General features: G+C 64.7%; 22 protein-coding genes and 1 pseudogene. 8 read left to right on the forward strand and 15 right to left on the reverse strand.

Annotated elements, in window-relative coordinates; translation table 11 throughout:
* Positions 1-78 precede the first annotated feature (78 nt).
* The 12 genes and pseudogenes from ACSFC5_RS06510 to rpl7ae form a co-directional block, all read right to left on the reverse strand.
* Positions 79-1,128, reverse strand: a complete 1,050-nt coding sequence (locus ACSFC5_RS06510) for an ABC transporter ATP-binding protein (protein ID WP_440764425.1) — start codon at positions 1,126-1,128, stop codon at positions 79-81.
* Positions 1,125-3,014, reverse strand: a complete 1,890-nt coding sequence (locus ACSFC5_RS06515; RefSeq protein ID WP_440764426.1) for an ABC transporter permease — start codon at positions 3,012-3,014, stop codon at positions 1,125-1,127. The genes ACSFC5_RS06510 and ACSFC5_RS06515 overlap by 4 nt, the downstream gene beginning before the upstream one ends.
* 9 nt (positions 3,015-3,023) lie before the next feature.
* Positions 3,024-4,142, reverse strand: coding sequence for a thiamine ABC transporter substrate-binding protein (locus tag ACSFC5_RS06520; RefSeq protein ID WP_440764427.1), 1,119 nt, complete (start codon positions 4,140-4,142; stop codon positions 3,024-3,026).
* 176 nt (positions 4,143-4,318) lie between these two features.
* Positions 4,319-5,158, reverse strand: a complete 840-nt coding sequence (locus ACSFC5_RS06525) for an ATPase (protein WP_440764428.1) — start codon at positions 5,156-5,158, stop codon at positions 4,319-4,321.
* A gap of 101 nt (positions 5,159-5,259) precedes the next feature.
* Positions 5,260-5,523 (reverse strand): annotated as a pseudogene (locus tag ACSFC5_RS06530) (DUF5827 family protein); the annotation flags it as partial.
* Positions 5,524-5,700: 177 nt separating this feature from the next.
* Positions 5,701-8,742: an FAD-binding and (Fe-S)-binding domain-containing protein gene (locus ACSFC5_RS06535; RefSeq protein ID WP_440764429.1), complete on the reverse strand. Its 3,042-nt coding sequence runs from the start codon at positions 8,740-8,742 to the stop codon at positions 5,701-5,703.
* Between the two features lie 146 nt (positions 8,743-8,888).
* Complete coding sequence (gene sod, locus ACSFC5_RS06540; RefSeq protein WP_090303571.1) at positions 8,889-9,491, reverse strand: superoxide dismutase [Mn]; 603 nt, start codon at positions 9,489-9,491, stop codon at positions 8,889-8,891.
* Between the two features lie 302 nt (positions 9,492-9,793).
* Positions 9,794-10,222, reverse strand: coding sequence for a DUF7344 domain-containing protein (locus ACSFC5_RS06545; protein WP_440764430.1), 429 nt, complete (start codon positions 10,220-10,222; stop codon positions 9,794-9,796).
* A gap of 272 nt (positions 10,223-10,494) precedes the next feature.
* Positions 10,495-10,959 carry a nucleoside-diphosphate kinase gene (ndk, locus tag ACSFC5_RS06550; RefSeq protein ID WP_090303573.1) on the reverse strand — a complete coding sequence of 155 codons (465 nt, stop codon included), beginning with the start codon at positions 10,957-10,959 and terminating at the stop codon, positions 10,495-10,497.
* Entirely contained in the window at positions 10,956-11,357 is a 402-nt protein-coding gene (locus ACSFC5_RS06555) for a 50S ribosomal protein L24e (RefSeq protein WP_440764431.1), read from the reverse strand. Before ACSFC5_RS06555 ends, ndk begins: the two co-directional genes overlap by 4 nt.
* A 3-nt stretch (positions 11,358-11,360) precedes the next feature.
* Positions 11,361-11,585, reverse strand: a complete 225-nt coding sequence (locus tag ACSFC5_RS06560; protein WP_006064297.1) for a 30S ribosomal protein S28e — start codon at positions 11,583-11,585, stop codon at positions 11,361-11,363.
* A gap of 11 nt (positions 11,586-11,596) precedes the next feature.
* The gene (rpl7ae, locus tag ACSFC5_RS06565; protein ID WP_006090865.1) at positions 11,597-11,959 is read right to left on the reverse strand and encodes a 50S ribosomal protein L7Ae; all 363 of its coding nucleotides are present in this window, start codon (positions 11,957-11,959) and stop codon (positions 11,597-11,599) included.
* A 382-nt stretch (positions 11,960-12,341) separates the two neighbouring features.
* On the opposite strand from rpl7ae, the gene tmcA reads away from it, so the two are divergent.
* The 3 genes from tmcA (at position 12,342) to ACSFC5_RS06580 (ending at position 17,135) form a co-directional block, all read left to right on the forward strand.
* Entirely contained in the window at positions 12,342-14,747 is a 2,406-nt protein-coding gene (tmcA, locus tag ACSFC5_RS06570; protein WP_440764432.1) for a tRNA(Met) cytidine acetyltransferase TmcA, read from the forward strand.
* Positions 14,748-15,171: 424 nt separating this feature from the next.
* Entirely contained in the window at positions 15,172-16,302 is a 1,131-nt protein-coding gene (locus ACSFC5_RS06575) for an ATP-binding cassette domain-containing protein (protein ID WP_440764433.1), read from the forward strand.
* The gene (locus ACSFC5_RS06580) at positions 16,299-17,135 is read left to right on the forward strand and encodes an ABC transporter permease (RefSeq protein WP_440764434.1); all 837 of its coding nucleotides are present in this window, start codon (positions 16,299-16,301) and stop codon (positions 17,133-17,135) included. Before ACSFC5_RS06575 ends, ACSFC5_RS06580 begins: the two co-directional genes overlap by 4 nt.
* A 12-nt stretch (positions 17,136-17,147) precedes the next feature.
* Here ACSFC5_RS06580 and ACSFC5_RS06585 read toward each other — a convergent pair whose 3' ends face one another.
* A complete protein-coding gene (locus ACSFC5_RS06585) occupies positions 17,148-17,894 on the reverse strand; it encodes an SDR family NAD(P)-dependent oxidoreductase (RefSeq protein WP_440764435.1) in 747 nt (248 codons plus the stop codon).
* A 145-nt stretch (positions 17,895-18,039) separates the two neighbouring features.
* Here ACSFC5_RS06585 and ACSFC5_RS06590 point away from each other — a divergent pair, with 145 nt between their 5' ends.
* The 4 genes from ACSFC5_RS06590 (at position 18,040) to ACSFC5_RS06610 (ending at position 20,310) form a co-directional block, all read left to right on the forward strand.
* A complete protein-coding gene (locus ACSFC5_RS06590) occupies positions 18,040-18,525 on the forward strand; it encodes a DUF456 domain-containing protein (RefSeq protein WP_440764436.1) in 486 nt (161 codons plus the stop codon).
* A gap of 107 nt (positions 18,526-18,632) precedes the next feature.
* Positions 18,633-18,797, forward strand: a complete 165-nt coding sequence (locus tag ACSFC5_RS06595) for a DUF8014 family protein (RefSeq protein ID WP_440764437.1) — start codon at positions 18,633-18,635, stop codon at positions 18,795-18,797.
* 152 nt (positions 18,798-18,949) lie between these two features.
* On the forward strand, positions 18,950-19,834 hold the full coding sequence (locus ACSFC5_RS23330; protein ID WP_502262229.1) for a carboxypeptidase-like regulatory domain-containing protein: 885 nt from the start codon (positions 18,950-18,952) through the stop codon (positions 19,832-19,834).
* A gap of 140 nt (positions 19,835-19,974) precedes the next feature.
* Positions 19,975-20,310, forward strand: a complete 336-nt coding sequence (locus ACSFC5_RS06610; RefSeq protein WP_440764438.1) for a hypothetical protein — start codon at positions 19,975-19,977, stop codon at positions 20,308-20,310.
* Between the two features lie 33 nt (positions 20,311-20,343).
* Here ACSFC5_RS06610 and ACSFC5_RS06615 read toward each other — a convergent pair whose 3' ends face one another.
* Positions 20,344-22,062, reverse strand: a complete 1,719-nt coding sequence (locus ACSFC5_RS06615; RefSeq protein ID WP_440764439.1) for a glutamate--tRNA ligase — start codon at positions 22,060-22,062, stop codon at positions 20,344-20,346.
* Between the two features lie 693 nt (positions 22,063-22,755).
* Here ACSFC5_RS06615 and ACSFC5_RS06620 point away from each other — a divergent pair.
* Positions 22,756-23,952: a Cdc6/Cdc18 family protein gene (locus tag ACSFC5_RS06620; protein ID WP_440764440.1), complete on the forward strand. Its 1,197-nt coding sequence runs from the start codon at positions 22,756-22,758 to the stop codon at positions 23,950-23,952.
* Positions 23,953-24,059: 107 nt separating this feature from the next.
* Here the strand turns inward: ACSFC5_RS06620 and idsA3 are convergent, their stop codons facing one another.
* Positions 24,060-25,157, reverse strand: coding sequence for a geranylfarnesyl diphosphate synthase (gene idsA3 / locus ACSFC5_RS06625; protein ID WP_440764441.1), 1,098 nt, complete (start codon positions 25,155-25,157; stop codon positions 24,060-24,062).

A 25,157-nucleotide genomic window follows, 5' to 3' on the forward strand; every position in this document is an offset into this window, starting at 1 on the left:
CCGCTGTCGGATCTGCCCCGCTCTCCACGCGACGGTCGCTCCCGGTCGAGACGTAGTAGTGGCGGAGTCTCGGGACCGTCACGGCTTCAGTACGTGCACACTCGCCGGCCTGAATCCCACGGTGATCTCGTCATCGGGGACCTCTTCGAGCCGTAACACGACTGGAACGCCGTTCCACCGGCCGTACGCGCGGACGGTCTCCCCGCGGAACTCGCTGGTCTCGACGGCGATCGATACCCGATTCTGCTCGACCGAGGGCGACAACGCGGCCGCTCGGACGCAAAAGTGTACTCGATCCGTGCCGTCTCGAACCGCGGGGATCTCGACCGTTTTTCCCCCGACGTCGACCGCTGCGCGGTCGCCGTCTCGAGCGACGACCATCCCCTCGAAGACGTTGTTGTCGCCGACGAACTCGGCGACGAATCGGGTTTCCGGCTCGCGGTAGATCGTCTGCGGCGAGGCGACCTGCTCGATCCGGCCGTCGTTCATCACCGCGAGCCGGTCCGAAATCGCGAGCGCCTCCTCCTGATCGTGCGTGACGTAGATCGTCGTGATCTCGAGCCGAGACTGGATTCGGGTGAGCTGGCGGCGAAGCGACTCTCGGAGGCGGGCGTCGAGCGCGCTCATCGGTTCGTCGAGCAGGAGCAGGTCGGGTGCCGGCGCGAGCGCCCGGGCGAGGGCGACCCGCTGCTGTTGCCCTCCTGATAGCTGCTCCGGGTCACGACTCCCCGTCCCCTCAAGATCGACGAGCTCGAGCAGTTCCGCGACGCGCTCGTCGACGCTCACGCCGCCCGGCGGGTCCCGGAATCGGAGCCCGTAGCCGACGTTTTCGGCGACGTTCATGTGCGGAAAGAGCCCGTAGCTCTGGAAGACGACGCCGACGTCGCGCTCCTCGGGCGGCACGCCGGCCATCGGTTCGTCGTCGAAGCAGACGGTCCCGTCGGTCGGCTCCTCGAAGCCCGCGATCGTTCTGAGCGTGGTCGTCTTCCCGCAGCCCGAGGGACCGACGAGGGTGAAGAACTCGCCGTCGCTGACGGTGAGGTCGACGTTCTGCAACGCGTCCGTCGCGGTTTCGTCCGTCCCCGCCTCGTAGCGTTTCGAGACGCCCTCGAGTCGGAGGTCGGTCACGGTTCGTCCCTCCCGCCGACGCGGTCGACGACGACGAAACTCGCCGCCGTCACGGCCAACAGCAGCGTTCCCATGGCGATCGCGGGACCGGATCGGCGGCCCAGATAGCGTTCGACGGCGACGGGCATGGTGTAGCTCTCGCCTCCGCTGGCCAAAATCACCGTCGAAGAGAACTCGCCGATCGAGATGGCGAAGGCGAACGCCGCACCGGCGACGATGCCGTTCGCGACCAGTGGCAGTTCGACATCGAGCAACGCCCGGAACCGCGAGGCACCGAGCGCACGAGCAGATTCGGTCATCGCTGGATCGAGATTCGTCAGCAGCGGTGAGACGTTTCGGGTTACGAACGGGTAGGCCGCGACCGCGTGGGCGACGACGATCGCGACGGCGCCCGTGACCTGGAAGCGCCAGCCACCCGGCAGCGGGATGCCGAACACCAGCCCCTGCAGGAGCCCGATCCCGAAGACGATGCCGCTGACGGCGAGCGGAAGCATCGCGAGGGTGTCGACGATCGTCCCGCTGCGGCCGGATCGGGCCGTTAACACCGAGATGACGACGCCCATCGGCACGGCGATCAGGAGCGTCGCAACCCCGAACAGCAGCGAGTTTCGGATCGCCAGCAGCGGGAGCGTCTGGAAGCTCGCGCCCTCGAGTTGGCGCTCGAGCAAGAAGGCGTAGTTCCGGAGCGTGAAACCGGAGCCGTCGGTAAATCCACCGACGACGAGACTCGCCATCGGGCCGACGAAGAGCACCAGCGCGACGAGGCTGTAGCCGAAGATCGCGAGTCGCCGCGGCGAGAGAGCGGTCCGCAGGTCGGGGACGAGTCGCTCCTTCGGCGGCGGCGACGGCGCCTGCGAGAATCCCGTCTGGGCGGACTCGTACCGAAGATAGGCGTAGGTCAGCCCGAGCGAGAGGATCGTCTCGAGGATCGCGAGCGTCGCGGCTTCGGCGTAGTCGAGTCGCTGGATGCGGTCGTAGATCCAGACTTCGACGGTCGCGAGCTGCAGTCCGCCGAGGGCGAGCACGATGGGGAACGTCATGAACGTGAAAATAAAGGTCAACAGCGCGCCGGTGAGGACGGCCGGGGCGAGTTGCGGGGCGATGACGTCCCGAAAGGCCCGACGCTCGCTCGCGCCGAGGCTGCGAGCCGTTTCGACGGTACGCGCGTCGACGGACTCCCAGGCGGCGACGGTGAGCCGGGCGACCAGCGGCGCGTTGTAGAACGCGTGAGCGAGGATCACGATAGTCAGGGGACTGGTCTCGATGAACGCGTACGGGCCGAGACCAACCGTTTCGAGGAGCCCGTTGAGCGTTCCCGCTCGTCCGAACATCGCGTAGAAGCCGATCGCGACCAGAATCCCGGGCATAACGAACGGGAGGATCGTCAGCGATCGGAGCGTTCGCCGGCCGTAGAACTCGTAGTTCGCGAGGACGTACGCGGCCGGCAGCCCGAGCGCGACGCTCGCGACCGTCGACAGCGCGGCCTGGTAGGCCGTAAAGCCGAACAGTCCCTTTCGAACCCCGGGCGTATCGACGGCGAACCACGGCACGGGGAGAGCGACGCCGGGGAGCGGATACTCGAGCGTCAGCGAGATCGAAATCGCGGCGAGCCAGCCCGCGAGCGAGCCGAGGTGGGTGCCGATCGCCAGCGGCTCCGCGAAGACGTCCGCGAGCGCCCCGAAGTAGAACGGATCCGTCAGCACGTCGGCAAAGTGGCCGAGCGTCGGCGTTCCGTCCTCGAGGACGGCCTCGACGAAGACGACGCTGACGGGGAGGTACAGCATGACGACGAGGATTCCCGCCGTCACGAGCGCGGTCAGTCCGATTGCGTGGCGCTCGAGCCACGCGCGGACGCGACCCGTTGCGACGCGACCTGTAGCGGACACGGCCGTCGATTACTGGCTGGCGAACTCGCGCGCCCAGTCGTCGACCCACTCGTCGAGGTTGCCGCGGAGGTCGTCGTAGCCGACCGTCACCGCCTCCGGCGGGACGTAGGCGTACTCGTCGAACTCGTCGTCGAGATCGACGTACTCGTTCTCGACCGCGGGGAACTGGACGTTTCGCTCGGCGATCTCGGCCTGAGCGTCGTTCGAGAGGACGAAGTCGAGAAACTCGTAGGCGAGATCGACGCTGGTTGCACCTTCGAAGATCGCCATTCCCTCCGGATTCGCATAGCCCTGGTCGTTCAGGAAGCCGATCTGGTGGCGCGAGAGGTCGTTTCCTTCCGCGCTCGCGAACACCTGATCGGTCGAGTAGGAGACGACCATCGGTCGCTCCTCGTTCATGTACGCGCCGTAGTAGGACTCCGACCAGTCCTCGAGGGTGCGGACGCCGTTCTCCCGGAGGTCCTCCCAGTAGTCGAGATAGCCGTCCTCACCGAAGGCGTCGATCGTCCACAGCAGGAACGCCTGTCCGGGATCCGAGGTCTGGGCGTTTTGAGCGATCAGGGCGTCCTCGTACGCCGGTTCGGTCAGGTCCTCGAACGTCTCGGGGTCGTCGACCTCGGTCTCGTCGAAGACGAGACTGATATACCCGGTGTCGTAGGCGAGCACGCGGTCGTGTGGGTCGCCCATATCCAATCCGTCGCGAATCCGCCTCGAGCGATCGATCCGATCCGCGTTGAGTCCGCGGAAGAGCCCTCCCTCCTCGAGGTTATCGTCGACGCTCACGAGGTCGTCGATGTTCAGCCCGAAGTACACGTCGGCGTCGATGTTCTGCCCACCCTGCGCCTGGTTGATGTAGTGGCCGATTCCCTGATCCGGAAGCTGTACCCACTCGATTTCGGCGTCGGGGTACTCCTCTTCGAACGCCTCCTTGAGCCACGGGCCGGCGGGGTTGTCGCCGTCGATCATCGACTCGTAGGTGACGACCTCGAGCGTTCCCTCCAAATCCAACTCCTCAGGTTCGGGATCGCCGTTCGAATCGTCTGATTCGTCGCCGTCCTGCGTCAGACACCCGGCGAGTCCGAGCGCGGCCCCACTACCAACTGCACCGACGAACGTTCGTCGTCTCATTACGCGGTTGTTTCACTGGGTGGTCTTAACCCCTCTGATACTGAAATTGCCCCTCTGGAACCGGAACCGACGGATTTCGAGGGTGCGAGATGACGAAAATACAGGGCCGTTTCGGGAGGATTGTTTGATAGCGGGGCTCACGCGGTGAAACAGCTGTTCGACAGTGTCACAGGCTCTCAGACCCGCTGGGCCGCCTCGAGCATCGCGTCGTACGCTTCCTCGTACGCCCGTGCGATCCGCGCCGGATCGTCACGCGCGTCGCCCCCGAGCGCCGGCAGTCGAACCCGCTCGAGCGGCTCGAGGGAGTCGAGCACGTCGGGCATGCGTTTCTCGAGTGCGCCGTCTTTCGGGCTCGAACTGGCGACCTCGCAGGCGCGACAGTACCGGTCGCTGGCGTAGATCCGCGCGCGGCCGGGTTCGACGGCCGCGACGGCGCTGATCGCCGCGTGCTCGAGCGACTGGAGCGGCTGTGCGATGTCGCTGTAGGATTCGACGACAGCGATGTCGGTCGACTCGATCTCGGCCGCCAGTCGTTCGAACGTAGGGACGTACCGCTCCTCGGCGAGTTCGTTGAATTCGCCGACGGTCCCGACGGGGATGGCGTCCTCGAGCGGGAGCGCATCGGCCACGACGTCCGGAATATCGGCGGTCGCGTTGCGGACGTACGTCGGCCTACTATCGCCGTCACTCGGCCGACCGACGCGGTCGACGAGGAACTCGCGATCTGACCTGCCGAGGAGTCCGGCTCCGCCCCCCGGCGTGGGCCGCCACAGGCGGTGGACCGGGTTGAGCCCCTCGGGCTCACGGCCGCGCGCTTCGGCCCGCGCGAGCCGTCCGGCGTCCTTGCCGTAGAGCCGACCCTCGGCGAGCGCCGCCCGGCAGTCGTCGTGGTCGAACCAGTAGTCGTTGCCCGCACGCGGTTTGTAGCCGACGGCCCCGGTCCGCTCGAGGAGCCCGGCCGAAAACGTGGTCTTGCCGGCGTCGACGCGGTCGGCACCGACCACGAGGAGGATCATTCGGTGTCTTCGTCGGCGTTGCTCTCGTCGCCGTCACTCTCGTTTGCGTCGGTTTCGTCACCGCTACTCTCGTCGTCGTCGGCTTCGTCGTCCGCTTTCGTCTCTTTCAGCCCGTAGTGTGCCGGCTCGTCGTCGGAACGCGGTTCGGCGACGACGAGGTCGTCGGCGTTGGTCATGATCCACGGGATCGTCCAGTCGAGCAGGACGTCCTCGGTTCCCTGGTCGATCTCCGCGTCGGGCTCTAACCCCTGCAGGAGGCGGGCGATCTCGTAGACGGTGTACATCTGGTCGGCCTCGAGCAACTCCGCGGGCGTGTAGAAGTCACACGGCGGCAGGCTGTCGAACTCGGACTTGGAAACGGGCATCTACTGGGTGCTATCAGCCTCGCGGGCCTAAATCGTTCGTTCCCGATCCATCGACAGCGTCGCGATTTCGATACCGGTGGAGAACCGTTTGACGTAGGCACTGGCCCGACGACGGGCCATCTGAGTTACTCGAGTCGCTCGGGCACCCCTCCAAGTGGCGGCTCTTGCCCGTCGATACTACCTTTCGAGCGCCGCGTCGAGCAGTTCGATCGGATGCGGCGGTCGGTCGTACGCCTCGAAGTCGCCGATCTGGGTGCGACAGGAGGTTCCCGGTGCGACGACCGTGGTCCCGTCTCCGTTCGCCGTCTCCGCGTCGGCCACGCTCGCCTCGAGCTGTTCCCGCAGGAGCGAACCGATCGCCCGCGAGAGCTCGTAGTGTTCGGCCTCGTAGCCGAAGGAGCCGGCCATCCCGCAGCAGCCCGAATCGACGGGGTCGACGGCGTAGCCCGCGCGTCTGAGCAGGCCGACCGCGTGGTGGTCAGCACCGCGAGCCTTTTCGTGGCAGTGGCCGTGGTAGGTCACTCGCTCGCGGGCGTCCTCGGGGTCGACCGGGAGCCGCTCGTCCAACCGGTGTGCGTCCAGATACTCACAGACGCCGTAGGCGTTCGAGACGAGTCGCTCGAGTCGCTCGTCGTCGACGCGGCCCGGGAGCAGCGATCGGTACTCGTCGACCACCATCGCGACGTCCGAGGGTTCGACGAAGCAGACCGACCAGCCCCGCTCGAGGGCAGGTTCGAGGCTCTCAAGCAGCGCTTCGCCGTGATCGGCGGCGTCGTCGAGCAACCCCTTCGAGTACGCCGCTCTGCCGGTCGGTCCGAGGTCGGGGACCGCGACGCGGACGCCAGCGGCCTCGAGGACCCGAACGGCGGCCTTGCCAGGGTCGGGGTTCGAGTAGTTCGTGTCCGTGTCGGGAAAGAGGACGACGCCCGCGTCGGCCGTCTCGGGATCGACGGCCGACTCCCGGTCGGCGAACCAGTCGACCAGCGTCTCCCGCTGGAACTCCGGGAGCGTTCGCTCGGACGCGATTCCGAGGGTCTTCTCGAGGGCCGTCCGCGCACCCGGCAGGTTCGTGGCGCGGTTGGCGACCGGTGCTGCGGTGCTTCCGGCCGCGGCGAGCCGATCGACGTTCGAAAAGAGACGTTCGCGGAGCGTCGTCCCGTTGCGTTCGTGGGACTGGTGTTTCACCTCGGCTTTGAGCTTCGCGAGGTCGACGCCGGTGGGGCAGTCGCTCTGACAGCCCTTGCAGCCGATACAGAGGTCGAGCACCTCCTCCTGGAACCGGTCGCTGTAGAGCTCCTCGGGGTCGATCTCTCCGCTGATCGCCGCCCGGAGCAGGTTGGCCCGCCCGCGGGTCGTCGCGATCTCCTCCTCGGTCGCCCGGTAGGTCGGACACATCACGTCCCCGTCGGTCTGGCGACAGGTGCCACAGCCGTTACAGAGTTCGACGAGGTGAGAGAAGCCGCCGTCGTCGTCGTCGAAATCGAGCGTGGTCTTGGGCTCGAGCGAGGCGTAGTCGGGGCCGTAGCGGAGGTGCTCTCTGATGTCCGTGGGGTCGTCCTCGCGGTAGACGACCTTCCCCGGGTTCATCCGCCAGTCGGGATCGAAGGCGGATTTCGTGTCCTTGAACGCCTGCCAGAGGTCGGGGCCGTACAGTTTGGGATTGAACTCCGTCCGCGCGAGTCCGTCCCCGTGCTCGCCCGAGAACGCGCCGTTGTGCTCGAGCGCGAGGTCGGTGACGTCCTCGGCGATTGATCGCATTTTCTCGACGCCATCGCCGTCTTTCAGATTGAGGACCGGACGGATGTGCAGCGTCCCGACGCCGGCGTGGGCGAAGTAGGCCGCCGTCGTGTCGTGATCCGCGAGGATCTCCTGAAAGCTCGCGACGTACTCGGCGAGTTCCTCGGGCGGCACCGAGGCGTCCTCGACGAACGGGTACGGCTTCGGATCGCCGTCCATGCTCATCAGGAGCGGAATCGACGCCTTGCGGAGCTTCCAGAGTCGGTCCTGGGTTTCGGGCTCGAGCGCTTCGATCGAGTCGAACGCGGTTCCGTCGTCGACGAGGCGCCCGGTCGCGTTCGTCAGCGCCGCCGACAGGTCGTCGACCACCTCCGAGTCGAACTCGACCATCAGCACCGCCGCGGTGCCGTCGGGGATCGCCTCCGCGTACTCGGCGTACTCCGGCGACTCCGCGGCCAGGCGAAACACCTCGTCGTCCATCAACTCGACCGCGCTGGTCTCGAGGGAGAGCGCCTCGGGCACCGCGGCCAGCGCCTCGAGCAAATCGTCGTAACAGCAGACCGCGAGCGCGGTCGTCTCGGGGCGCGTGACGAGCGAGAGTTCGGCCTCGACGACGACGCCCAGAGTCCCCTCCGCGCCGACGATAAGCTTTGAGAGATTGATGACGTCCTCGCCTGCTTCGTTCTCCCGCAGCACCTTCTGCAGATTGTAGCCGCTGACGCAGCGTTTGAGGGTCGGATACCGCGCCTCGATCTCGTCGGCGTTGTCCTCGACGAGCGCGCGGACGGTGCGGTATATCTCGGCCTCGCGGTCGTCCTTCGAGACGATATCGTCCCACTCCGGACCGTCGAGGACGACGTCCCGCGTGCGAATCTGCGAGCCGTCCGCGAGAACGACCTCGCACTCCTCGACGTAAGCGTCCGTGATCCCGTACCGGACCGAGTGGGCACCCGTCGAGTTGTTGCCGATGCCGCCGCCGATCGTCGCCCGGTTCGACGACGCCGGGTCAGGTGCGAATCGGAGGCCGTGGGGCTCGAGCGCGTCGTCCAGATCGTCCTGAACGACCCCGGGCTGGACGGTGGCGCGCCGCTCGTCCGGATCGATCTCGAGGATGTCGTTCATGTGCCGGGACAGGTCGAGGACGATACAGCCCGGCCCGACCGCCTGCCCGGCGAGCGAGGAGCCGGCGCCGCGAGGGAGAACGGGGACGCCGTAATCGGCCGCGACGCGGACCGCGGAGCGGACGTCGTCCGTGTTCCGCGGGAAAACGACTCCCGCTGGCTGGGCGCCGTAGATGCTCCCGTCGGTCGCGTACAGCACTCTGGTGTACTCGTCGAAGCGAACGTCGCCCTCGACCGCGACCTCGAGGGCGGCTGCGAGGTCGCTCTCCGCGCTATCGACGCTCCCATCGACCTCGGTTCCGCTCGTGCTCGAGGCGCGCTCGAGCGGTCGGTCCCCGCCGCCGACTCGTTCCGTAGCCATACGGGCACTCGACCACCGAGAACCAAAACAGTGCGTGTCGATTTCACACGATGTTACCGGTCGGGATCAACCGGTGGCACCGCTCTCGAGGATGTCGTCCAAAAAACGTCTGGATTGCGGAGTCGTCGCGTCTCCAGCCAGCTACGTTACTCGAAGTGGTCGAGGCACTTCTGGTACTCCTCGGCGGCCGAGTCCCAGTTGACGACCTCGAAGAAGCCGTCGATGAACTCGCCGCGGTCCGGACCGTAGTCGTAGTAGTAGGAGTGCTCCCAGACGTCGAGCGCCAGGATTGGGTGGGAGCCCCAGAGTGCGCCCTGGTCGTGTTTGTCGACCGCGACGTTACGCAGTTGCTTGGCGACCGGGTCGTAGACCAGCAGGGCCCAGCCACCGGCGGCGCCGGCGGCGGCCTCGAACTCGCCCTTCCAGCCCTCGTAGGAGCCGAAGTCCTCCTCGATGCGGTCGGCGAGGTCGCCCTCGGGTTCGCCGCCGCCGTTCGGCGACATGTTCTCCCAGAACAGCGTGTGGAGATAGTGTCCACAGCCGTTGTGGGTGACGTTCGAAAGGGCGCCGGGCGTCGAGCCGAAGTCGCCCGACTCGCGGTTCTCTTGGAGGGTCTCCTCGGCGGAGTTGAGTCCGTTGACGTAGCCCTGATGGTGGGTGTCGTGATGCCAGGTCACGACCTGTTCGGAGATCGATGGCTCCAGCGCGTCGTAATCGTACGGAAGTGGTGGAAGTTCGTGGTCAGTCATTGGAATTCACCTGTGGTTTTGTATCTGCATCTCGCCTGTTAAGTTTTGAGGAGAGAAACGGTATCATGCCGCACAGGCGATCGCTCTCCCCTCGTGTGGTTCGTCTCGCGTGATACGCCGCCACCGGTAGTCTCACCACGGGTTGCGGGTTAAACCTTTCATACGGACTGCTGTAAGTCATTTCCAATGCAACCGCAAGACGTTCGCGGTTGCACCGGTACATCGTTACAGCAGACCGTATCAGTCACGCCGAGGACCATGTCCTCGCGTCTGGCTACGCGCACTCCTGTCCTCGCGTCTGGCTACGCGCACTCCTTGTGTTTCGCGTGCTCGAGCCACTCCTCGAGCGACGGCTGATTCCAGTATCGAACGGTCTCGCTGCGCCGGTCATGGTCGAGGACTCCGGCATCCTCGAGTTTCGGCAGGTGCGTGTGCTGCAGTTCCGTTCGGATTCGTAGTTGTCGCTGGTCGCAGTCGGTTTCGGAGTCGGTGTTGTCGCCGGAGTCGGTTTCGGTTTCGTCTGCTATCGCCGCCTCCTCGCTCGAGTCCGCCTGCTGGAGGGCGATAATCGCGGTCGCGAGTTCGTCGAGCGTCGCGACGCCGTCCGGTTGGTCGTGCATGTAATAAAGCGCGTACCGCCGGCGGCGGTTCGAGAGGAGATCGAAGATCAGATCGAGCGACGGCGTCACCTCGGCCGTGATCTTCGTCGACTCTCGCTCGGTTTCACGCATCCACGAACCACCTACCGTGTGTTACCATTCGAAACCACCAACCGTCCCTTCTGCAGCCGTCACATTAGATGTTACGTCTACCTAGAAAAACACATGTATATTCGTCGCAATATAATATCGGGTGCAATTACTGGGTGGTGGCCGCTGTTAACGAGATCATGGGAGAAGCCCTCGATGCCCAATGTATCGTCTCAACTGTCCGCTGTACGCGAGAAAACGAAGAAATCAACCGCCCGAATCGCTGCGTTCGATCCGAGACGTGGTTCGACGTACTACTCGTAGAGCCACTCGGCGTCGTGCTGATCGTAGTCGATCAGTTCGTCGTCGTCGAAGTGAATCGCGATTTCGCGTTCGTTCGCGCCCTCGTCCTCGTGGTCGGCGGCGTGAACGACGTTTCGACCGAGATCCAGCGCGTAGTCGCCGCGGATCGTTCCCGGTGCTGCCTCGAGCGGGTCAGTCTCGCCGATCATCTGGCGAACCTGACGGGTCGCGTCCTGGCCTTCCCAGACCATCGGGACGACCGGACCGCCGGTAATGAACTCGATGAGGCCGTCGAAGAACGGCTTGTCCTCGTGTTCACTGTAGTGTTCTTGGGCCCGCTCCTCGGGCATGTTGATCACTTTGATCCCGACGAGTTTGAGACCGCGGTCCTCGAGTCGGGAAATGACTTCGCCGACGAGCCCGCGCGCGAAGGCGTCGGGCTTGACCATGACGAAGGTCCGCTCGTGGTCGCTCATTGTTCGGCCTCGGTCTCCTCGGCTTCGGCCTCGCTGTCGTCTTCCTCTTCGCCGTCGACATCCTCGCCCTCGGCGACGTCCTCGTCACCGGCGGCTTCGGAGTCGTCGTCCTCGTCGACGGCTTCCTCCTCGGTCTCGAGGTCGTCGTCAGCTTCGGCGTCGGCGACCTCGTCCTGATCGTCGTCCTCGGCAGCGGGCGTGGTAGCCTCGGCCGGCCCCTTGTTACGGCGACCGTCCTCGGTCCACTCCAGATCGCGCGGTTCGCGACCGAGCTTGTAGTTTTTCTCCGCCTTCGAGTCGACGAAGTGGAGCACACTGCCGTTCTTGCGGACGTACATGATGCCCGTTCCGGGCTCGATCTCTTCGCCCGTGTAGTCGCACGTACGTTTCTCGACCATTGGTTATTGTCCTCCGATGGAGTCCGCCTCACGAGCGGTCTCGCGAAGCTGCAACACGTCGCCTTCGCGGACCGGCCCGAGGCAGTTTCGGGTGATGATTCGTCCCTGGTTCTCGCCCTCCTTGATTCGGCATTTGACCTGCATGGCTTCGCCGTGCATGCCGGTCTTGCCGACGATCTCGATGACCTCGGCGGGCGTAGAGCCGCTTTCTTCCTCTTCAGCACTCATCTCTGGTCACCTCAGTCGAGGTCCTCGACCTTGTCGGCGATGTCTTCGACGTCGTCTCCGGCCTCGCCGGCGTCGACGATCGCCGCGGCGGCGCTCCCGACCTCGAGGCCGGCGGCGTGGCCGACGTCGTCCTGGGTCTCGATGAAGACGACCGGAATGCCCTTCTCGTCGGCGAGTTCGGGCAGGTGCATGACGATCTCCTCGGGGGAGACGTCTTCGGCGACGTAGACGAGATCGGCGTTGCCGCGCTCGATCGCTTTCGTCGTTTCGTTCGTTCCTTTCTTTACGCGTCCTGTGTCTCGTGCGACCTCGAGTGCCTCGAGGGCATCGTCTGCGAGGTCGGCCGGGATGTCGGTTGTTACGTAGACTGACATTGGTTGTTCACCTCTCCTACACGTGGGCTCGCGCTCCCCTGCCGTCCGGGTGCTGGGCACCCGTGCCGAACTGATTCCGGCGGAAGTCCTGTGAGGCTAGGAGCATCATCAACCCCGCGTAGGGTGTACTACGCCAGTAGCGTTGCCCCCCTTAAAAGCGTGTTCAAACAGACGGGGCTGTGAGAGGTGTCCGCACGGGCCGATTCGACAGGATATCGACAGTCGTGACTGTGGTGCGGGATTATCAATCAACCCACGGTATGCGGTGGTCCGGAGTATCGATTGCCGTCGAACGGAACGCTTCGCTCGATCACCCGTCCAGGCGACTGCCCCATCGATCGTACTCCGGTGGCTATTACTCTCGAGGCCCCAATTCGGGCACATGGACGCGGATATCGTCGAACTCGCCGAGTCGCTGTTCGACGAGGCGACGGGGGTGAACGAGCGGCGGCTGCTGGTCCTCGCCGGCGACCGAGCGGCCGGATACGATATCCTCGAGTCGCTCCTCGACAGCCTGCCGGTTGCGATCACCGCTACCACGCTCGTCGGTCCTGACAACCGCCTGCGCTGTGAACACCTCCCGCAGGCTAACGCGAGCGACCTTCTCGGAACGACTCGAGACGTGATCGCGCTCGATACTCACGACGGACTTCGACCGAACGCGCTCGGCAAAGTCGTCGGTGCGGTCGACGGCGGCGGCCTGCTGGTCCTACTCACGCCGCCCCTCGAGGACTGGCCCGACCGCGGCGGCGAGTTCGACGAGTCGCTCGCCGTCCCCCCATTCTCAGTGGCGGACGTTACCGGACGGTTCAGACGGCGCCTCGTCGAGACGGTACGCGCACACCGCGGCATCGGGATCGTCGACCTCGAGAGCGAGAGTATCGCCGACGACGGGCTCACGAATCCGGCACCGCGATGCACCGGAGAGCAGCAATCGTCGCTCGAGGCGCCGACGAACGCCCGGTTCCCCGACGAGACGTACGAGGCCTGTCTCACGGGCGACCAAGTCGACGCGGTCGCCGCGTTCGAATCGCTGCTGGAAGGCACTGAAACGACTGAAGCGACCGAAGCGACCAAAACGATCGAAGCAGCCAGAAGTGACCGGCCACGAGCCGTCATCCTCGAGGCCGACCGCGGCCGCGGCAAGTCGAGCGCCGCGGGGCTGGCCGCGGGCGCGATGGCCGCGGCTGGACTGGACGTCCTCGTCACCGCGCCCCGATCCCGGAACGCGGCCGAGATCTTCGACCGTGCGAGGGAGCTCTGCGGGACGCTCCCGGACGTCGACGCAGCCGTCGACACTGCTCGGCGTCTCGAGACCGCTGTCGGCGGCCGTATCCGGTTTCTCGAGCCGACCGATGCCGTGACCCACCTCGCAACCGCGGACGTCGTCATCGTCGACGAGGCCGCCGCGCTCCCGGTCGCGATGCTCGAGTCGCTGCTCGAAGCCGACAACGTCGCGTTCGCGACGACGATCCACGGCTACGAGGGGGCCGGCCGCGGCTTTTCGGTCCGGTTCCGTGATCGACTCGCGGAGAGCGACCACGCGGTGGCCGAGCGAACGCTCGTCGAGCCGATTCGGTACGCCGCGGGTGACCCCGTCGAGGTCTGGGCCTTTCGCGCCCTGTTGCTCGACGCTCGGCCGCCGGTCGAGTCGCTGGTCGAGAATGCGACACCCGAGTCGGTCGAATACCGTACTCTCGAACCGGACGACCTGCTCGCGGACGAACACCTGCTCCGTGAGGTGTTCGGCCTGCTCGTGCTGGCCCACTACCGCACCGAGCCCAACGACCTCGCGCGGCTGCTCGACGCGCCGAACCTCGAGGCCCGAGCGCTGGTCCACCACGGCGCCGGCGATACTGACGATTCCGACGGCGGCCGCGTCGTCAGCGTCGCCCTGCTGGCTCGCGAGGGGAACCTGTTGCCGGAAACGCGGACGATGATGTACGAGGGAGGCCGCGTCCGCGGGAACATGCTCCCCGACGTGCTCACGAGCCAGTTGCGCGACGAGTCCGCGGGCGAACCCGCGGGGCTCCGCGTCGTTCGCATCGCGACCCACCACGCGGTGCGCTCGCGCGGACTGGGGTCGCGGCTGCTCGAGTGTATCCGCGAGGAGTTCTCGAGCGAGACGTCAGATGTCTCAGGCGGCGACCGGGACCGGCGATCACGCGAGACGGTTGACTGGCTCGGCACCGGGTTCGGTGCGACGCCCGATTTGCTCGAGTTCTGGCGCGAAAACGGCTACCGAACGGTCCACGTCTCGACGACTCGCAACGACGCCAGCGGCGAGTACTCGGCGCTCATGCTCGCTCCGACGACCGAGTCGGGAGCCGACGTCCACGACCGCCACGCGGACTGGTTCGCCCGCCGGTTCCCGGCGCTCTGTACGGACGCGCTTTCGGACCTCGATCCCGACGTGGCCCGCGGGCTCCTGCGGTCCGTCGACGACGCGCCAGCGCCGCCGCTCGAGCTATCCGATCACGACTGGCGAGTCGTCGCTGGCGCGGCCTACGGCCCCGGACTGTTCGACGTCGACCCCGGCCCGTTCCGTCGACTCGTCGTCCGCTACTTCGTCGAGAACCCGCCCGACATCGATCTAACCGACCGCGAGGAACGGCTGCTCGTGCTGCGCGCGCTCCAGGGTCGCGACGTCTCGACCGTCGCGGAGCGACTCGAGTACCACTCGACGGGCCAGTGCATGCGTGCGCTCGGCACCGCACTCCGTCCGCTAGTCGATCGGTACGGGGGAGATGCGGCGCTCGAGGAACGGGATCGGTTCGCTGACGAGTGAGTGCGCTCGAGACGTCGACACCAACTGGCAGTCGTGTCCGCCGAAACCCGTTTTTCGATCCCGAGCGTATTCGGGCGCCGACCGGATTATACACTGAATCGCACACCGAACCGTCGCCGATCGGTTCCGAATCGAGGCTGGATCGACTGTCGAATGCGACGTCCGAGACGCAGCAGATTCGGTCCCTGTGAAAGTGTCTCGAGGAGGCCCGTATCGCGCTGATACGGGTTCCTCAAGCGTTCGCTTGACTACTTTCGCTCTGCACGTGGCGCAAGTATATCCGCTCCGGTAGCGTCTGAAACAATGAGGAGAGCGCGATGATCAATTATCATACGGTTACCATACCGTTAGCTCGTCGTATCGCCCGCAATCGACCGCGAACCGTCCCAAACCGACTACGTACCGTCCCTGCGGAGGTGGGGCCGTGACGGACTATCGGTCGACGAGTAGTGCCGCGGACCTCACGGAACCGTCGACCCCCGAGGGACCGTCTTCGACGGAGAAAAGTCGGACCAGTGTCGCGTCGGCGGACGGCACTCGAGACCGATTCGGTAGCAGGGGAGCGGACGAGAACCGCGACGGCAAAGCGACGCTCGCCGTCGAAACCGAGGGACTCGTCAAGCACTTCGGCGAGACGAAAGCCGTCGACGGAGTCGATCTGTCGATCCCCGCAGGCGGCATCTACGGCCTTCTCGGACCGAACGGCGCCGGTAAGACCACCGTCATCCAAATGCTCGCGACGCTGTTACGGCCTGACGCGGGCGCGGCTCGAGTCTTCGGCCACGACGTGGTGAGCGACGCCGACGCGGTGCGCAGCCGGGTGAGCATGACCGGCCAGTTCGCATCGGTGGACGAGGATCTCACCGGACGCGAGAACCTCGTCTTGCTGGCTCGGCTGCTCGGCTACTCGCGATCGCAAGCCAAAACGCGGACGACGGAACTCCTCGAGGCGTTCGGACTGACCGAGGCGGCGCCGCGGCAGGTGAAGACGTACTCGGGCGGAATGCGCCGACGTCTCGACATCGCGGCGAGCATCGTCGTCACTCCCGAACTGCTGTTCCTCGACGAGCCAACGACCGGGCTCGATCCGCGGAATCGCACGCAGGTGTGGGAAATCATTCGAGCGCTCGTCGCCAACGGAACGACGGTGGTACTGACCACGCAGTACCTGGAAGAAGCCGATCAGCTCGCCGACCGAATCGCCGTCATCGACGACGGGCGGATCATCGCCGAGGGGACGCCGAGCGATCTCAAGGCCTCGATCGGCTCGGGCGTCCTGACCGTCCGAGTGCGCGACCCCGACCAGCGCGAGGAGGCCAAGCGCGCGCTGGCCCGGATTCTCGACGTTCCCGTGGATCTCGAGGCCGATCCGACGGGGCTCTCGGCTCACGTTACGGAGACCGACCGCATCGCCCACGCGTTCGTGGAGCTCTCACGGAGCGGGATCGAGGTCACGGAGTTCGCGCTCGGCCAGCCCAGCCTCGACGAAGTGTTCCTCGCGCTGACCGACCAGCCGGCACACGAGCACGCGGTCTCCGCGGAGGGGTCCCGATGAGCGACGAACGCACGTCCACCGACCCCGACGCCGAGGCCCTGCGAGCGGCGGTGTCGAACCAGCCGCGACCGCCCCGAGCGAACGCCCTATCGGCGTCGCTCACCTTCGGCTGGCGCGCGCTCCTGAAGATCAAGCACGTCCCCGAGCAGCTGTTCGACGTCACCGCCTTTCCCATCATGTTCCTGTTGCTGTTTACCTACCTGTTCGGCGGGGCGCTCGCGGGATCGACGAGCGCGTACCTGCAGGAACTCCTGCCGGGGATTCTCGCCATGACCGTCGTGTTCATCACCATCTACACGGGCGTGACGCTGAACGACGATATCGACGAGGGCGTCTTCGATCGGTTCCGAACGTTGCCGATCTGGCAGCCGTCGGTCATCGTCGGCGCGCTGCTCGGCGACGCCGTCCGGTACACGATCGCCTCGACGGTAGTGATCGTCCTCGGACTGCTACTCGGGTTCCGTCCGGAGGGTGGAGCCGTCGGCGTTCTGGCGGCGGTGGCGCTCTTGCTGGTGTTCTCCTTTAGCCTCTCGTGGATCTGGACCGCACTCGGGTTCGTCGTGCGAAGCCCCGAATCGCTCATGGGCGTGAGCATGCTGTTCCTGTTCCCGCTGACGTTCGTCAGCAACGTGTTCGTCGATCCGGAGACGATGCCCGGCTGGCTCGAGGCGTTCGTCGCCGTCAACCCGGTCAGCCACCTCGTCACTGCGATGCGCGGGCTGATGCACGGCACGGCGACGGTCGGCGAAGTCGGCATCGTCCTGCTCATGTCCGCCGCACTCGTCGCCGTGTTCGGTCCCGTGACGATGTATCTGTTCCGCACACATCAGTAACGGGATCGACAGCTACAACAGCCGGCGAAGCAGCCAGTTGGGCGTCAGATCGAGGGCCCACGCGACGAGTCGCCATCGCCGCGTGACGTAGACGTGATCCTTCTCTTTCCGGATCGCTCGAGCGATCTGTTTCGCGGCGGTCTCGGGCGAACACTCCCAGAAGTCGCCCATCGAGAGCTCGGTATCGACGTAGCCGGGTTCGACGGTCGTGATCGAGACGGTCGAGTCCGCCCCGCGCTGGCGGGCTCGGAGCCCCTCGAGGTAGGTCGAGACGAACGCCTTCGACGCGCAGTAGGCCTGGACCCCGCCGCCGCCGAAGTGGGCCGCGACGGACGAAATGCCGACGAGCTGGCCGTCCAGTTCGCTCGAGTGGTCCTCGCGACCCACGGTCTCGAAGTACTCCATGGCTGCCGTCGCGAGCGCGACGAAACCGCGAACGTTGACGTCGACGGTCCGCCGTTCGGGCTCCCACTCGAGTTTCGGGTTGAACGGACCGACGCCGGCGTTGAGCACCACTAGATCGACCGACCCCATCGCTTCTGCGAGTTCGAAAAAGCCCGCTCGAGCGTCCTCGGTGTCGGTGACGTCCATCGTCGCGACGTAGGAATTCGTGGGGAGCTCACTGCCGATCTCGCGCATTCGTTCCGTCCGACGGGCGGTGAGCCCGATCTCGTAGCCTTCGTCGGCGAGTTGCCGTGCGAGCGCTTCGCCGATCCCCGACGACGCGCCGACGATAATCGCTCCGCGTGTCTGCGTCATATCCAGTCGTTCGGATGCTGGTACGTAAGAATACGGGAGGCGGAACCGGCCGCTACCGCGTCAGTGTCGGTGAACAGGACGGATCGCTCTCATCGACTGCACCGAAGGCCGTACGCCTTTTGCCGGGCCGGCCGTCGGAGTCGATATGGTCGATGCGATCACGATCCTCGCACTCGCGTTGCTCGTCGGCGGCGTCGTCGGGACCCTCGTCCCGCTCGTCCCCGGTGGGCTGCTCTCGCTGTCGGGGATCTACCTCTACTGGTGGCACTCCGGCTTCGCCGAACCCGGAACGATCACGCTCGCCGTGCTCACGGTTCTCGGGCTCCTGACGCTCTTCGCGGAGTTCTTCGCCGGCTCGCTCGCGGCTCGAGCTGGGGGCGCGTCGTGGACGACGACCTCGATCGCCGCCGTCATCGCCATCACGCTGCTCCTCCTCGTCGGTCCCCTCGGGCTGCTCGTCGGCCTGTTCGGGACGGTCTTTCTCCTCGAGTACTTCCGGCGCGGGGACGCCGCCCACAGCACTCGGTCCGCCCTCTTCGCGACCGTCGGCACCCTCGCGTCGACGGCGATTCAGGCGCTGTTGACGGCGACGATCCTGTTCGTCTTCGTCCTCGCCGTCTTCGCGTTCTAATGGTTCGACCGTCTCAGCCGTCTCAATCATTTCGTTCGTCTCGAGCGATTCCACCCGGCCCGCTCGAGGAGCACAAACACTGAGTCGGCCGCCGTCGTAGGGCGCCTATGGACTGCACCGAGGACGACTGCGATCGGCCCGCCGCCGTCGAACTCCACATCCCCTGGACCGACAACCGGCTGGTCTGTGCCGCCCACGCGCGAGTGCTGGGTCGGCGGGACGGCGTCGTCGCCGATCCGATCGTCGAATCGGGGGAGGACCTCCTCGAGTAAAACCGGTTCGTGATCAGCCAACAACGTCGGTACTGATTCGGAGTAGACAACAATATTGTATATCTCGGGAAAAGTTGTGTATAGTTGGATGATATCCGAACTTTCCGGAAGTGGTATGAACGAACATCGTTTCTACACCACCTGTTCAACGAATGTCGCGCAATCGCCGGTCCTTCCTTCGACGCGCAAGTTTCCTTAGCGCGGGCACTCTCGGTGCTCCAGGTATAGTCAGTGCTACATCTGATTCGGGCGACGAACGTCGTTTCGAGGGAACCGTGACGCACTTCGGAACACCGGTTGAAGACGCGACGGTTTCCGTCGATTCTGGAACCGAGACTAAAACTGACGAGCACGGCGCCTATGAACTGATACTCGACAGCGACGAGCGGGGTGAACGCGTTTTCGAGGTGAGTGCTGACGGATATCGTTCTGAGACGAGAACGGCCGAGGTTTCCGAGGGTGAAACGATCACGATCGACGTATCCCTCGACCGGAAGTGGGGCCCAGATAAGGGCGAACTCGAGGTGTTTGTGACTCAGGTCGGGGGCGGTGCAACCATTCCGTGCCACGTGACGATTTTCGGTGATGGAGCGTACGACGTTCGCGCACCGCGCGGATCAGTACCTGACGATGTCGAATGGCAGCGAGGATTCGTCGTGAACGAGGGATGGTGGGAGATTCACGTCTCGAACGCAGATGGCTACGCGGACGGATACGAAGAGGTCTACGTTGAAGCGGGAGACGACACATTAGGATGGGTTGAGCTCACTGAGGGAGAAAACGAGATTCCGACAACCGGTCAGGTTGACGGCACGGTTGAGGACGTTCACGGAACTGCAATCACCGGAGCGACGATTACCGTCGACGACCACCCAACGGTCGCCACTGACGAGAACGGCGCGTTCAATCTCGAACTCGGACACGGGACCCATACGATTGAAATCGATGCAGACGGCTACGAATCCGTCAGTGGCGACATCGGTGTGAAGTTCGCCCGAACGTCAGAACTCAGCGTCGCGCTCAATTCCCGACGATAACCTCCCCTTGAGAGTGGCGGGCCGCGAAGCCTTCCGCTGAACGCGGATTGCAATCTGGAAAGTGTCGCCAGAGGGGGAGCCGAAACGCGGCTTTTCACCGTATGTCGACACTTATCTGTCTGTGGAACCATCTCGAGACTATGGGAATGTTCGAGCGGCTTGGCGAGACGGTCGAGCGATTCAAACAGGAGGCGGTGTCCGCTCGAGACGAGAGCGCCGACTATCGATGCCGGAACTGCGGCACCGAGATCTACAGCGAACAGGAGCGGTGCCCGGAGTGTGACAGTACCGAGATCGGACGCGTCGCGGAACCCGAGACGACCGCGGAAACCGCGGGCGGTGAGGAGGATACGGAACCGGACGAGACCGTTGCAGCCGAAGCCACCGAAACCACCGACGAGACTGGGGACACCGAAGACGTCGAGGCCGACGTGCTCGTCGAGGAGGCGGAGCACGACGAAGACGCCGAGACGTAACCAAACTCGAGTACCGACCAGTCGCCTTCCGACTCAGTCGTGCGTGTAGTAGACGACGGTCTCGTCCTCGTCGTGGCGGTCTATTCTCGCGAAGCCGACGCGTTCGAACTGAACGAGTTCGTCGGGTTCGAGGCCGGCGACACCGGGTTCGGCGTGGCCCCGGACGTCGCCATCGGGCGTTCGCATGCGGACCGCGACGCTCTCGTCTGCGGGTACCCAGTGGACGACGTCGACGTCGCCCTCGCGAACCACGTCGATGTCCTCGCCCGTGTACTGGAGCACATCCCGCGTGAACTGGAAACAGCCCAGACCCTTGAGCCAGATCCGCTCCTCGCGCTGGGGGAGGTCGTCGTCCTCGAGCATCACGGAGGCTCCGACGGGGATCTCGCGGACGCCGCGCTCCTCGTGGTTGGGATGAAGCGGGGGGTTCGCCTCGTCCGGCGGGCTGCCGCCCAGCGGAACCTGATTGCCGTCGCGGACGAAAAAGCGCCGGTCCGTCTCCTCGTCGATCAGGTCGCGATTGTTCGCGTAGATCGCGCTCATCGCGAGGTCGACGTCGCTGGTCGAGGTGCCGAGTCCGGCCATCGCCTCGACGATGGCGTCGCCGCGAATCCCGCGGCGACGGAGGCTCTTGAGCGTCGGCGCACGGGGATCGTCCCAGCCGTCGAGTTCGCCCTGCTCGATCAGTTCCGAAATCGTCGACGTGCTCATCTTCACGTCGTAGGCGTCGATCTGGACGTGGCCCCAGTGGACCACTTCGGGATAGTCCCAGCCGAAGTAGTCGTAGACGAACTGCTGGCGCTTGGCGGAGTCCTGCAGGTCGATCCCGCGGATGATGTGGGTGACCTCGAGCAGGTGGTCATCGACTCCCGACTGGAAGTCGAGCATCGGCCAGCAGCGGTAGTCGCTGGCCTCCTCGCGCGGGTGGGGCGTGTCGATCATCCGGAAGGCGACCCAGTCGCGCAGTGCGGGGTTCTTGTGCTCGATGTCCGTTTTCACGCGGAGGACCATCTCCCCGCTCTCGTACTCGCCGTCGATCATGGCGTCGAACTCCTCGAGGACGGTCTCTTCGTCCTTGTCGCGGTGTGGACACGGTTCGGCGCTGTTCTTCAGTTCCGAGAACTCCTCGCCGGAACACGAGCAGGTGTACGCGCCGCCCAGATCGATCAACTCGCGGGCGTGCTCGTAGTAGGTCTCGAGGCGGTCGCTGGCCCGATAGGTCGCGTCGGGTTCGAAGCCGAGGTAGTCCAGGTCCTCGAGGATCGCGTCGTAGGCCTCGAGATCCGGTCGTTTCGTCTCGGGGTCGGTGTCGTCGAAGCGGACGCAGAACCAGCCGTCGTACCGTTCCTTGTAGCTGCCGATGACGGCGGGCATCCGGGCGTGGCCGACGTGCCACGGACCGTTGGGGTTCGGCGCGACGCGCATCCGAATCTCGTCGTAGTCGTCCGCGTTCGAGAGGTCGGGCAGGTCGTGTTCGTCTTCCTCGTCCTCGGCCTCGATCTCCGCGAGTTCCTCGGGAGCGAGTTCCTCGAGTCGCTCGCGCTTTTCGTCGTAGGAAAGGTCGTTGACCCGGCCGATGACGCCGCCGGCGATGCCCGGAATCTCGTCGCCGTGCTGGCGAAAGTCCGGGTTGTCGCCCATCAGCGGCCCCATGATCGCACCGACGTCGGCGTCGCTCTCGTGTTTGACCGCGTTCAACAGCGCGTGTTTCTCCGCCTCACGCTCGACACGCTCTCGTAGCTCGTCGTCCATTACCGAGACGTATTCGGTCCCGGCCCAAAACCTCCGCGATGTGCGTTCGGTGTGTCCCCACGATAGGCGTTCGGTGGATTTTCGCGATGATCGTTCGGGATGTCCGGTGATACTGTCGCCACGACCGATTTGATCGAGCAGACGACTTAATCGAGCGGACCCACCCCTCAGTGCCGATGTAAGTCGTGCGAAAACGTACGCTGTGGACAGTTTACCCCGAATATCCGAATTTGTCGATTGCTGCTAGGAGACTGCTTCCAAAGCCTATAAATAACATATCTACGATATCGGTCATACGAGAGTCACGGCAACTGGATTGTGACATCGGTCACAAAGTGTCCACCCGAATCGGGTGCGATCGACCGCTTATCCGTTCCGTCGTGTTCGTTTGTGACTGCGGTTCTGAATCGAGTGTTTCAGCGTTTCTCGTCGACACTCGTGGCCCATTTACACCGGCACTCTGGGGTGGGTGTGTTCCGCAAACGGAATCTACACCGGCACTCCGGGGTGGGTGTGTTCCGCAAACGGAATCTACACCGGCACTCCGGTTAACTTACACTGGCACTGGAGGGTGGACATGATGGGCCCACAAGCTCTGAAGTTTCAATTTACAAAATCTACACCGGCACTCCGGTGTGTTTACACCGGCACCGAGGAGGTAGGGTTAAGTACCGCCTCGAGCAAACTCGACGTATGTCAGGATCTGAGTCCTTCTTCGACAACCAAAATCGTATCTTTGCGAACAAGGACTTACTACGGATCTCGCATCTCGTCGAGGGCGACCGAATCATCGGTCGACAGGACGAACTCAATAGTCTCGCACAGGCGCTCAAAGACGCTGTACAGGGCCAGACCCCGAACCACGTCCTGATCTACGGCAAGACGGGCACGGGAAAATCGCTCTGCTCGAAGTACATCACGAAGGATCTGCGCTCGAGCGCTGCGGAAAACGACGTCTCGATCGGTGTCGCCTACATCGACTGTCTCCAGCACACGACGGAAACCCAGGCCGTTCGGACGATCGCTCGCGAACTCAACAATCAATCTATAACGGGAGTTACGATTCCCGCATCGGGTCTGAGTACGGGCGAGTACTATCGGCGGCTCTGGAACGTCCTCGACAGTCGGTTCGATGTCGGGATCATCATCCTCGACGAAGTGGACAAACTTGGCGACGACAACATCCTGATGCAGCTCTCTCGAGCCGTCGAATCCGGCAAGCTCGAGGACAGCACGCTCGGAATCATCGGGATCAGTAACAAAATCCGGTACAAGGAGGAGCTGAACGAGCGCGTCAAATCCAGCCTGAGCGAGCGGGACTACGTCTTCCCGCCCTACGACGCGAACCAGCTCCGGGCGATCCTCGAGTCACGCAAAGACGCGTTTCAGGACGGCGTGCTCGAGGATTCGGTAATCCCGAGAGTTGCGGCGCTGGCCGCGAAAGAACACGGGGACGCGCGCAAGGCGATCGACATTCTCCGGTACGCCGGCGAGATCGCCGACGAGAACGGCCTCGATACCGTCACCGAAAGCCACGTTAATCAGGCCCACACTCGAGAGGAACAGAACCGGCTGGCAGAACTCATTTCGAAGCAGCCACCACACTCGAAACTGCTCCTCCAGGCGCTCGCGTTTCGGACCCAACAGGCTCCGGAAGACGACCCGGCGGTCCCGACGTCGAACATCTACTCGACGTACGAAGTGCTCTGCCAACAGGAAGGCGCCGATCCGCTTCGAATCCGGCGAGTCCGCGAGTTGCTCAGCGAACTGGCGTTTCTCTCGATTATCGAGCAGACGCGGAAGGGACGCGGCCACGGGAAAGGCGCGCACACGATCCACGAACTAGTCGACGATCCAGAACTGGTCCTCAAAGCCTGCAAATCGGTGTAGCCGTATCCCACTGTACCGACGGCTCGTCGGTCAGTCACACTCACGACGCGAAGTCGGCTGAGAGATACGTCGGCACGTCATCCGGGAGCAAAGCGGCGAAAAACCGATCAGTAGCCGCGTTCGATCAGGTAATCCGCGAGTTCGCAGAGCAGGTGGCGGGCCTCGTTGTCCGGGAGGACCTCGAGTCGCGCTTTGCCCTGATCGACGAGGTCGCGGGCCGTCTCGTTCGCATAACTGATCGAACCGGCCTCCTCGAGTTCGGCGACGGCGTCGTCAATTTCGGCCTCGGTGACGGCGTCGACGTCGTTCGTGTCGACCAGCCCCTCGATGTCGACGCCCTGATCGCGGGCGTGGACGGTGATCAGCGTCTGTTTGTTCTCGACGAGGTCGCTGCCGCGTTGTTTCCCGAGTTTCTCGCTCGGGACGGTCAGATCGAGGACGTCGTCCTGGATCTGGAACGCGCGGCCGATGTCGAGCCCGTAGCCGTAGAGGGCGTCGATGGTCTCGTCGTCGGCGCCGAGCAAGATCGCGGGAAGACACGCCGACGCTGCGTACAGCACGGCCGTCTTCTGTTCGACCATCTCGAGGTACTCCTCGGGCGTAACGTCGGTTCGGTTCTCGAAGGTGACGTCGAGCGACTGGCCCTCACAGATCTTCGTACAGGTCGTCGCGAGGATCCCGAGCGCGTCGACGGTTCGATTGGGTTCCGCACCCGTCTCGAGCATGATCTCGAACGCCTTCGAGTAGAGCGTGTCGCCGGCGAGAATCGCCGTCTCGAGGTCGTACTCCTTGTGGACGGCCGGTACGCCGCGACGGAGGTCGTCGTCGTCCATGATGTCGTCGTGAATCAGCGTGAACGACTGGATAACCTCGACGCTGACGGCGGCGTCCATGAGGTCGATCGTGTCTCGCGGCGGGCCGCTCGAACTATCCGCGGAACGTGGTTCCGCGCGCTCCCCATCGAGCGTGGGAAACGCGCGGTAGTCCTCGCTGAGCGGCTCGGCGTCGACGAGCGCCTCGCCCGTGGCCAGCAGCACCGTCGGTCGGAGCCGCTTCCCGCCGGCGTCGAGCAGGTACCGCGACGCCTCGTAGAGCCGTTCGGGCCGTTGGATCGGTAACTCCTCCGGGATGGCCTCGTTGACCTGCTCGCGGCGCTTCCGAACCGCCTCGAGCACCGCCTCTTCTCGTGCCTCTGGGGTCGTCAT

This window comes from Natronorubrum marinum, assembly GCF_052040125.1.
Taxonomy (GTDB): Archaea; Halobacteriota; Halobacteria; order Halobacteriales; family Natrialbaceae; genus Natronorubrum.

What these genes read in the sequence shown, in the direction of transcription:
- ACSFC5_RS06520 (WP_440764427.1), bottom strand. Translation starts at nt 4,142, where the DNA reads ATGAGACGACGAACGTTCGTCGGTGCAGTTGGTAGTGGGGCCGCGCTC.
- ACSFC5_RS06525 (WP_440764428.1), bottom strand. Translation starts at nt 5,158, where the DNA reads ATGATCCTCCTCGTGGTCGGTGCCGACCGCGTCGACGCCGGCAAGACC.
- ACSFC5_RS06535 (WP_440764429.1), bottom strand. Translation starts at nt 8,742, where the DNA reads ATGGCTACGGAACGAGTCGGCGGCGGGGACCGACCGCTCGAGCGCGCC.
- sod (WP_090303571.1), bottom strand. Translation starts at nt 9,491, where the DNA reads ATGACTGACCACGAACTTCCACCACTTCCGTACGATTACGACGCGCTG.
- ACSFC5_RS06545 (WP_440764430.1), bottom strand. Translation starts at nt 10,222, where the DNA reads ATGCGTGAAACCGAGCGAGAGTCGACGAAGATCACGGCCGAGGTGACG.
- ndk (WP_090303573.1), bottom strand. Translation starts at nt 10,959, where the DNA reads ATGAGCGACCACGAGCGGACCTTCGTCATGGTCAAGCCCGACGCCTTC.
- ACSFC5_RS06555 (WP_440764431.1), bottom strand. Translation starts at nt 11,357, where the DNA reads ATGGTCGAGAAACGTACGTGCGACTACACGGGCGAAGAGATCGAGCCC.
- ACSFC5_RS06560 (WP_006064297.1), bottom strand. Translation starts at nt 11,585, where the DNA reads ATGAGTGCTGAAGAGGAAGAAAGCGGCTCTACGCCCGCCGAGGTCATC.
- rpl7ae (WP_006090865.1), bottom strand. Translation starts at nt 11,959, where the DNA reads ATGTCAGTCTACGTAACAACCGACATCCCGGCCGACCTCGCAGACGAT.
- tmcA (WP_440764432.1), top strand. Translation starts at nt 12,342, where the DNA reads ATGGACGCGGATATCGTCGAACTCGCCGAGTCGCTGTTCGACGAGGCG.
- ACSFC5_RS06580 (WP_440764434.1), top strand. Translation starts at nt 16,299, where the DNA reads ATGAGCGACGAACGCACGTCCACCGACCCCGACGCCGAGGCCCTGCGA.
- ACSFC5_RS06585 (WP_440764435.1), bottom strand. Translation starts at nt 17,894, where the DNA reads ATGACGCAGACACGCGGAGCGATTATCGTCGGCGCGTCGTCGGGGATC.
- ACSFC5_RS06590 (WP_440764436.1), top strand. Translation starts at nt 18,040, where the DNA reads ATGGTCGATGCGATCACGATCCTCGCACTCGCGTTGCTCGTCGGCGGC.
- ACSFC5_RS06595 (WP_440764437.1), top strand. Translation starts at nt 18,633, where the DNA reads ATGGACTGCACCGAGGACGACTGCGATCGGCCCGCCGCCGTCGAACTC.
- ACSFC5_RS23330 (WP_502262229.1), top strand. Translation starts at nt 18,950, where the DNA reads ATGTCGCGCAATCGCCGGTCCTTCCTTCGACGCGCAAGTTTCCTTAGC.
- ACSFC5_RS06610 (WP_440764438.1), top strand. Translation starts at nt 19,975, where the DNA reads ATGGGAATGTTCGAGCGGCTTGGCGAGACGGTCGAGCGATTCAAACAG.
- ACSFC5_RS06615 (WP_440764439.1), bottom strand. Translation starts at nt 22,062, where the DNA reads ATGGACGACGAGCTACGAGAGCGTGTCGAGCGTGAGGCGGAGAAACAC.
- ACSFC5_RS06620 (WP_440764440.1), top strand. Translation starts at nt 22,756, where the DNA reads ATGTCAGGATCTGAGTCCTTCTTCGACAACCAAAATCGTATCTTTGCG.
- idsA3 (WP_440764441.1), bottom strand. Translation starts at nt 25,157, where the DNA reads ATGACGACCCCAGAGGCACGAGAAGAGGCGGTGCTCGAGGCGGTTCGG.